At 72.4% G+C, this 6,030-nt stretch carries 5 protein-coding genes; 1 reads left to right on the forward strand and 4 read right to left on the reverse strand.

The genetic code is table 11. The features are described 5' to 3' along the window. Positions 1-393: 393 nt before the first annotated feature. Positions 394-1,665, reverse strand: coding sequence for a tyrosine--tRNA ligase (tyrS, locus tag ACFVX9_RS07190; protein WP_063351463.1), 1,272 nt, complete (start codon positions 1,663-1,665; stop codon positions 394-396). A 292-nt stretch (positions 1,666-1,957) separates the two neighbouring features. On the opposite strand from tyrS, the gene ACFVX9_RS07195 reads away from it, so the two are divergent. Beyond that, positions 1,958-2,500, forward strand: coding sequence for an HNH endonuclease (locus ACFVX9_RS07195; protein WP_063349641.1), 543 nt, complete (start codon positions 1,958-1,960; stop codon positions 2,498-2,500). Positions 2,501-2,533: 33 nt separating this feature from the next. Here ACFVX9_RS07195 and ACFVX9_RS07200 read toward each other — a convergent pair whose 3' ends face one another. From ACFVX9_RS07200 to ACFVX9_RS07210, 3 genes are all read right to left on the reverse strand, one after another. Next, the gene (locus ACFVX9_RS07200; RefSeq protein WP_387980831.1) at positions 2,534-4,507 is read right to left on the reverse strand and encodes a PQQ-binding-like beta-propeller repeat protein; all 1,974 of its coding nucleotides are present in this window, start codon (positions 4,505-4,507) and stop codon (positions 2,534-2,536) included. Between the two features lie 93 nt (positions 4,508-4,600). Then, the gene (locus tag ACFVX9_RS07205) at positions 4,601-4,906 is read right to left on the reverse strand and encodes a 4a-hydroxytetrahydrobiopterin dehydratase (RefSeq protein WP_387980833.1); all 306 of its coding nucleotides are present in this window, start codon (positions 4,904-4,906) and stop codon (positions 4,601-4,603) included. A gap of 140 nt (positions 4,907-5,046) precedes the next feature. Further along, entirely contained in the window at positions 5,047-5,805 is a 759-nt protein-coding gene (locus ACFVX9_RS07210; RefSeq protein ID WP_387980835.1) for a sulfite exporter TauE/SafE family protein, read from the reverse strand. Positions 5,806-6,030 lie beyond the last annotated feature (225 nt).

A 6,030-nucleotide genomic window follows, 5' to 3' on the forward strand; every position in this document is an offset into this window, starting at 1 on the left:
GGAACGGACACTTCCTTCGGACCGCCTTCCAGCGGGCCCTCCGGGCGCTTCGTTCTTTCGTGTTTCCAGCTTACCAGATGTTTTCCGCTCCGTTTTCCGGAGTTTCATTCATCCGATTTCCCGAACTGGTCGGGCCGCTTTCCGCGACGGCCTCCACATTAGCGCATTTCGGTTGTTACCCGAAATTCACACTCACCACGGTTGACGGAAATGCCAACAAACCCATGTCAATGGGAATCGAGGTGAGGGTGGGTCCCGCAGAGTGGGGTGGCCGCATCAGCGACTCGTTCAACACTAGGCCACCCGGACGACATCGTCAAACACTGAGGGCGGGATCCGGCTGGATCCCGCCCTCGTATGTCGAAGCCGCAGCTCAGCGGCGTCGTGTTTCGGTCACGCCGTAGCCGGAACCAGCTCCGCCGCCGCCAGGTTGCGCTTGCCGCGGCGCAGCACGAGCCAGCGGCCGTGCAGCAGGTCGGCCTCGGCCGGCACCGCTTCCTCGTCCGTCACCTTGACGTTGTTGAGGTAGGCGCCGCCCTCCTTGACCGTGCGGCGGGCGGCCGAACGGCTCGGTGCCAGGCCGACGGCGACCAACAGGTCGACCACCGACTGGAGTTCGGCCACCTCGGCCTTCGGGACCTCGGCCAGGGCGGCGGCCAGGGTCGGCGCCTCCAGGTCGGCGAGGTCACCCTGGCCGAACAGCGCCTTGGACGCGGCGACCGCGCGCTCGTACTGCTCGGCGCCGTGGACGAGGGTGGTGAGCTCCTCGGCGAGGGCTCGCTGGGCGAGGCGGGCGGCGGGGCGCTCGGTGGTCTCGCGCTCCAGCTCCTCGATCTCCTCCTTCGAGCGGAAGCTGAAGATCCGCAGGAAGTTGGGGACGTCCCGGTCGTCCGCGTTCAGCCAGAACTGGTAGAAGGCGTACGGGGTGGTCAGCTCGGGGTCGAGCCAGACCGTGCCGGACTCGGTCTTGCCGAACTTGGTGCCGTCGGCCTTGACGATCAGCGGCGTGGCCAGCGCGTGCACGGACTTGGCGTCGGCCTTGCGGATCAGGTCCGTGCCGGCGGTCAGGTTGCCCCACTGGTCACTGCCACCGGTCTGCAGGGTGCAGCCGTAGCGACGGTTCAGCTCCAGGTAGTCCATGCCTTGCAGGATCTGGTAGCTGAACTCGGTGTAGCTGATACCCGCGTCGGAGTTGAGCCGTCGGGCGACGGCCTCCTTGGCGATCATGTTGTTGACGCGGAAGTACTTGCCCACGTCGCGCAGCAGGCTGATGGCCGACATCCCGGACGTCCAGTCCAGGTTGTTGACCATGCGCGCCGCGTAGGGGCCCTCGAAATCGAGGAAGCGCGAGATCTGGCCCCGCAGTCGCTCGACCCAGCCGGCCACCGTCTCGGGGTCGTTGAGGACGCGCTCCGCGGTGGGCTTCGGGTCACCGATGAGGCCCGTGGCGCCGCCGACCAAGCCGAGCGGGAGGTTTCCCGCCTGCTGGATGCGGCGCATGGTGAGGATCTGCACGAGGTTGCCGAGGTGCAGGCTGGGGGCCGTCGGGTCGAAGCCGCAATAGAACGTGACCGGGCCGTCCGCGAACGCCTTGCGCAGTGCGTCCTCGTCGGTGGACAGGGCGATCAGCCCCCGCCACCGCAGCTCGTCGACGATGTCCGTCACGGTCACGCTTCTCCTTCGATCGGGCGCCCGCCCGGTGGCGGGCCCGGTTCTCTCGGACCCCGGGTCGGTACGACTCCAGCGTGGTAGAGCCTACGCGGTCGGGGCCAGCGGGTTTTCCCCGAGCGTCGTGCCGCACTCCTCCCCCGGCCCCTCCGGCGTCTGCCCGATACCGGAAATTCCGTTGTTCGTCGGCTGTGGGCCCGTTCAGAGTGGTGTCACCGCCGTGCGGCGGCAGTGACGTGTGTGGAGACGGTCGTGCCGCCGTGGCACGCCCACGGGAAGGGTGTGCCAAGTGCGCAACACGCTGGTTCTGAACGCGAGCTACGAGCCCCTGACGACGGTGTCACTCCAGCGCGCCGTCGTCCTGGTGCTCCAGGACAAGGCGGTGGTGGAGCAGGCGCATCCGCTGCGCACGGTCCGGGGGACGGGCGTCAGTATCCCGGTGCCCCGGGTGATCAGGCTTCAGCGCTACGTGAGAGTGCCGTTCCGACAACAGGCGCCGTGGTCGCGGCGGGGTGTCCTGGCCCGGGACCAGCACCTGTGCGCGTACTGCGGGCGGCGGGCCACCACGGTGGACCACCTGCAGCCCAGGTCGCGCGGTGGGGAGGACAGCTGGTTGAACACCGTGGCCGCGTGCCCGGAGGACAACCAGCGCAAGGCGGACCGGACACCCGAGCAGGCCGGGATGCGGCTGCTGCGCCGGCCGTTCGTGCCGACCCCGCAGGCCACCCTCATGCTGGCGCTCGGCCTGCGCGGCTCGGAGGCCCGGGAGCTGGCCGACTGGCTGCCGGCCGTGCCGGGCCAGCCCGCTCCGACAGCCGTCCCGGCGGCGTGAACGCGGCCGCGAGCCGCGCCCGACGGGGGCGGGCTAGCCCTTCGCCTGGTAGCCCGCCGCCGTGCCGTAGTTGGCCGAGTGCTCGGGCATCACGACCACCCGCCCGCCGCCGATCAGCACCCGCCCGGAGACCAGCAGCGAACCGGTGCCCTGCGGGAAGTTGCCGCCGATCGCCTCCTGACCGCCGGCCAGCGGGAACCGGCTGAGGCGGGCGGGCTGGTCGCGGCGTTCGTCGGCGGCGAGCACCAGCGCGCCGCCGACGACGCCGACCGCCCGGACGGTGCCCTTGGCGACGGTCGGCGCCTTCCAGCGCTGCTTGCCGGTGTCGAGGTCGTAACCGACCGCCGCGACCGGTCCGCCGCCGTTCGCCGGGACGAACGTGGTGACCATCGTGCGGTTCTGGAAGAACACCTCGGGGGTGGCCGAGAACGTGCCGTGGGCGACGTCCAGCCGGCCGCCGTCGCCGACCACCGGGATCTCGGCGGCCGGGTCGCCGCCCGCGCCCCAGGCGAACACCCGGTCGTCCTCCGGCTTCTCGCCCGTGGTGAGGACGACGGACGGCTCGGCGGACAGCACGCTCACCGTCTTCGGCCGGTTGTTCAGGCCGCGCCACCAACTGACCTTGCCGTCCGCCGTGTTCAGTGCGACGGCCTGGTCGGCGGGGGTCGAGTCGGCGCAGGAGGAGGCGACCAGCACGGTCTTGCCGGTCACGCCGCCGGACAGGGTGCAGAACTTGCCCTGCCCGGTGTACTGCCAGACGTCCTTGCCGTCCGCGGACTCCCAGGCGACCGCCCGGTCGTCGCCGACCGCGATCACCTTGTCCTCGGTGACGCCGATCCGCGCGCCGTACGCACCCTTGGCGTCCGAGACGGTCTTCGTCCACGCGGTCTTGCCGGTCTTGGTGTCCACGGCGGCGACCAGCGTGCACGGGCTCTTCGGATCGGCCTGGGCCCGGAACAGCACCGCGCCCAGCCCCGCCTGGTTGACCCCCGCCGACAGCCCGCACGGGACGGCCCCGGCCGCCGGCGGCTCGACCGACCAGACGGGCTTGCCGGCCGCGAGGTCGTAGGCCCGCACACCGGCGGCGTCGGCGCGGACCACCGCATCGGCCAGCAGCCAGCTGCCGACCAGCGTGTCGTCACCCGACGACCCGGACGCGGCGGGCTGGGCGGACCACACCTTGGTGTGCGCGACGGCGAAACCGGGCTCCCCGCCGCTGGTCGCGGCCGCGCTGCCGCCACCCTCGGCCCCGACCATCAGGCCGGCCGCGACCAGCACGCCCAGCGCGGCCACCCCGGCGCCGGCGCGCACCAGCAGGGTCCGCCGGCTGGGCACGTGCTCGCCGGTGAGCACCGCCCCGGCGGCGGCCCGGGCCCTGGCCGAGAGCGAAGAGCCCGCCTGCGAAGAACCCGCCCCCGGAGAGCCTGCCTTCGGGGAGCCCGCCTTCGAGGACCTGCCCCGACGGGCGGCAGCCCGCGACGGCGCGACGGGCGCGGCCTCGGGCGTCGTGCCCGGCTCGGGCTCCGGCTCCGTGGACGGCTCCACCGGAACGGGCTCGGCGTCCTCGATGTGCACGTACCCGTCGGCCGAGTACTCCGCCCCCACCGGGACGTACAGCCCCTCCCCCGCAGGCTGCTCCGGGACGGCATACGGCGCGTATTGCTGCTGCCCGTGGTCCGGGTGCGGGTGGTACGGCTGGTACTGCCCCTCGGCGTAACCGCCCTGGACGTAGCCGCCCTGGACGTACCCGGTCTGCCCGTACTGCGGGTCCTGTCCGTACGGCGGGCCCTGCCCGTCCGGCTGCGGGTACGGCAGGTCCTGCCCGTACCCGCCCTGCCCGTACGCGCCCTGGCCGTAGCCCGCCGTCGTCTGCCAGTACTCCTGCTGCGGGTGGTCCTGCGGGGGCTCCTGCGGCTGCGGCTCCTGGTGCCCGCCGACCGGCCAGGCCTGCTGGCCCTGGGGGTACCACGGCTGCTGCTGGGCGTCTCCGAAGGGCTCCTGCGCCATCCGTTCCCGTCCCTCCCGAGCCGCCTGCCGATGCGGCAGTCAGCATCTCACGCCCGTTCGAGCGCGCCGCCCCGGCCTCGGGGGTCCGGGAGGTCAGCCCGCGGACTCGGCGTTCAGCGCCTCGTCGATGCGGGCGGCCAGGGTGAAGTCCAGGCCGGTCAGCCCGCCCGCGCTGTGGGTGGAGAGGACGAAGCGCAGGGTGCGCCAGCGGATGTCGATGTCGGGGTGGTGGTCGAGCGCCTCGGCCTGTTCGGCGACGGCGACGACCACCCGGATCGCCGCCGGGAAGTCGGGGGCGTCGGCGGCGCGGACGATGCTGTCGCCCTCCCTGGTCCACCGCGGCAGTGCGGCCAGGGCCGCCGTGATCTCGTCCTCGCTCAGCCGTGCCCTGCTGCTCATCGAAGCTCTTCCGTTCGTCGTCTCGCCGTCCGGTCAGGCGTGCACTGCGAGGAACATACCGAGCCGGGGCCCTGCGCACCGGACGACACAGCCGCTGACGGACAGCCCCGACAGGCGACCCCCGACGGCTGCTCAGCTCATCAGCTCAGCAGCAGTTTGGTGACCGCGACGAGGCCGACCACCACGATGATCCCGCGCAGCGCGGCCGGCGGCAGGCGGCGGCCGACCTTGGCGCCGAACAGGCCGCCGACCAGCGAGCCCGCCGCGATCAGGCCGGCGGCCGCCCAGTTGACGGTGGAGGTGAACAGGAAGAACAGCGCGGCGACGCCGTTGACGACCATCGCCAGCGCGTTCTTCACGGCGTTGATCCGCTGCAGGTCCTCCTGGAGCAGCATGCCCATCAGCGCCAGCAGCAGGACGCCCTGCGCGGCGCCGAAGTAGCCGCCGTAGATGCCGGTGAGGAAGACGCCGACGAACAGCAGCAGGCCGCCGTCCGGGTCGATGTCGGGGCGGCGGCGGGCGGCGACCGCCTTGGCGACCCTGGGCTGGATCACCACCAGGACGAGGGCGAGCAGGATCAGTACCGGGACGATCGCGTCGAAGGCGCCCTTCGGCAGTCTGATCAGCAGCAGCGCGCCGACCAGTCCGCCGAGCAGCGAGGCGGTGCCCAGGCGCAGCAGCCGGTGGCCCTGGCCGGCCAGCTCGCGGCGGTAGCCGATCACGCCGCTGAGCGAACCGGGCACCAGGCCGAAGGTGTTGGAGACGTTGGCGGTGACCGGCGGAATCCCGATGGCGAGCAGCACCGGGAACGTGATCAGCGTGCCGGAGCCGACGATCACGTTGATCATCCCGGCGCCGACGCCCGCCACCAGGACGGCGATGCCCTCCCAGAGCGTCATGGGTCACCTCTCCTCTCGGTCCTGTCCGGGGGGATCATGCCGGACAGCCCGCCGGTCGGACCAGGGCCGCCCACGATTCGGGACGTACGCCACAACCGCCACACGCCACGACCGCCACACGCCGGGGGGGGGGGGCCGGGGGGGGGGGGGGGGTGGTGGGGGGGGGGGGGGGGGGGGGAGGGTGGGGGGGGTGGGGGGTGCGTGGGGGGGGGGGGTAAAGCGAGG

It is taken from the genome of Kitasatospora sp. NPDC058243 (assembly GCF_042882025.1).
GTDB lineage: Bacteria > Actinomycetota > Actinomycetes > Streptomycetales > Streptomycetaceae > Kitasatospora.